The organism is Variovorax sp. 01T439_2 (assembly GCF_056398445.1).
The window spans coordinates 1-2,224 of the sequence record NZ_JBFTPJ010000955.1 but is presented as its reverse complement, the minus strand read 5'-3'; the positions used below and the strand labels follow the sequence as shown (position 1 = coordinate 2,224).

The 2,224-nt window shown below is 66.7% G+C and carries 3 protein-coding genes; all 3 read right to left on the bottom strand.

All coding sequences use genetic code 11. The features are described 5' to 3' along the window. On the bottom strand, window positions 1-1,165 hold a 1,165-nt coding region (gene tnpC / locus AC1DOC_RS30340), incomplete at its 3' end, for an IS66 family transposase (RefSeq protein ID WP_478131193.1). A gap of 57 nt (window positions 1,166-1,222) precedes the next feature. Then, the gene (gene tnpB / locus AC1DOC_RS30335) at window positions 1,223-1,555 is read right to left on the bottom strand and encodes an IS66 family insertion sequence element accessory protein TnpB (RefSeq protein WP_015866015.1); all 333 of its coding nucleotides are present in this window, start codon (window positions 1,553-1,555) and stop codon (window positions 1,223-1,225) included. Next, on the bottom strand, window positions 1,552-1,899 hold the full coding sequence (gene tnpA, locus AC1DOC_RS30330) for an IS66-like element accessory protein TnpA (protein WP_478131192.1): 348 nt from the start codon (window positions 1,897-1,899) through the stop codon (window positions 1,552-1,554). Before tnpA ends, tnpB begins: the two co-directional genes overlap by 4 nt. Window positions 1,900-2,224: the final 325 nt, after the last annotated feature.

Sequence of the window (2,224 nt, the reverse complement as noted above, 5' to 3'; positions counted from 1 at the left end):
GTATTCGCCTTCGATCCTCAGGCACAAGCTCAGCAACCTCGCGCTCGACGGCGTAGAGCTCGCCGAAGAACTTCAGCGCCTGCTCGCCGATCGGGCTGCCGTGATTGGCCCAGAGTTCGTGGAACTTGCGCCTTGCATGGGCCAGGCAACCCGCCTCGGTGATGCCCAGCTCGAAGCACGCCTTGTAGCCACTGAAGTCGTCGCACACCAGTGTGCCGCGCCAGCCATGCTCGCCCGGCAGCCCGAGGAAGGCGCGCGCATGCTGGCCGCCGCGGCTGTCGGCGAAGTCGAACACCACCGCGCGCAGCGCGCTGTAGCTCGTCGTGCAGTAGCTCCACAGGTACGCCCGGTGTGTCTTGCCGTTGCCGGGCTTGAGCATCGCCACCGGCGTCTCGTCGGCATGCAGCACGCGGTCTTCGAGCATCTCGCACTTGAGCGCGTCGACCAGAGGCTGCAGCTGCACGCCGCACTGTCCAACCCAACTGGCCAGCGTCGAGCGCGGGATGGCGAGGCCCGCGCGACCGAAGATGGYTTCCTGCCTGTACAGCGGCAAGTGGTCCAGGTACTTGCCCACCAGCACCTGCGAGAGCAGCCCAGCCGTCGGGATGCCCTTGTCGATGATGTGCGGGGCGACGGGCGCCTGCACCAGCGTCTCGCAGTTCGTGCAGACCCACTTGCCGCGCACGTGGCGCTCGACGCTGAACACGCCTGGCTGGTAGTCGAGCTTCTCGGCCACATCCTCACCGATGCGCTGGAGCGTGCAGCCGCAGGCACAGGTGGTGCTCTCGGGCTCGTGGCGGATCTCCCGGCGCGGCAGGTGCGCGGGCAGTGCCTGGCGCTTGGGTTGCTGCTTCTCGCGCTGCGCGGCCGGCACCGCCGCGAGGTCCTCCAGCTCACGCTCCATCGCTGCCAAGTCGGCGTCGATGGTCTCCTCCAGCAGGCTCTTCTGCTCGGCATTGAAGGCTTCCGACTTGGCGGCGAACTTCAGTCGCTTGAGCACGGCCATCTCGTGCGTGAGCTTGTCGATGGCCGCTTGCTTGAACGCGATCTCGTGGTCGCGGCGTGCGATCTCGAGCTTGTCGGCTGCCGCCCCTCTCCTCAGGGAGAGGACCATCTCGCGCAGTTGCTGCGCGTCCAGGTGGTCAAGGTCGGCCGTGTCGATCACGGAAGGTGATGGTGCCCCGGCGTCCTCGCGAGCGCATCAGCACATTCGGCAATTGCACTACAGCACGCAGATCACTCCGGCTTCGCCGATCCGCTGCCACGGCAGACCGAGCACCAGCGCATCGAACTGGGGAGGGGTCAGGCTGAGGGTGGTGCCGCTGTCCTTGGGCCAGACGAACTTGCCCTGGTGCAGGCGTCGTGCCGACAGCCAGATACCGATGCCGTCGTGCACCAGGACCTTCATGCGATTGGCGCGACGGTTGGCGAACAGGTAGGCGTGGTGCGGGCGCGCGGCGCCGAAGACACGCACCACGCGCGCCAGCGCCGCTTCGGTGCCCGCACGCATGTCCAACGGCTCGACGGCCAGCCACAGCGCGTCGACGCGGATCACCTGAGGATCTCGCRCAGCCAGGCGGCGCATTGGCCTGACGCGCTCAACGGCCAGGTCACGTTCACCGCGATCGCGCCTCGGCGAAGCTCAAGGTGGATGTCATCTACGACCGCGGGGCCTGGCGCCAACGTGAGCGAGACGAACTCGGCTTGCGGGTTGCCGGCCTTCGAGGCGGTGCCTCTCGCGTCGACCATGCGGCGCCACTTGTGGACGAGGTTGGCGTTGAGGCCATGGGCCAGCGCCACTTGAGCCACAGACGCCCCGGGCTCTGCGCACGCCGCCAACACTTGCCGCTTCAGTTCGGCTGCGTGGCGCCGCCGGCTCACGCGCTTGGAGTCTTCCATAGGTGTCCACCTAAATCCTTGGTGGACACCATCGTCATAGACACCGGGGCCAAGCTCAAGACGGGATCACCGCGCGCTTACAACGATGCGGCGGGCCGCCCAACCTACGATAACCACAGGCACGTAAACACCCCGTTACCGCGGCTTGACCTGCCCCGGCAAGAAACAACGGCCCCACCAARCCCTGGTCACGCCCCATAACACGCTGGTGGCCCGCTGCCGATCCAAAGATGCCTCGGTCGGTAAGCGTAGAGCTTGAAGACCTTGCGAGTCGCACTGGGGTTCTCCGCAGAGTTGGGCTCGATACCAAGCTACAGCAGGGGGT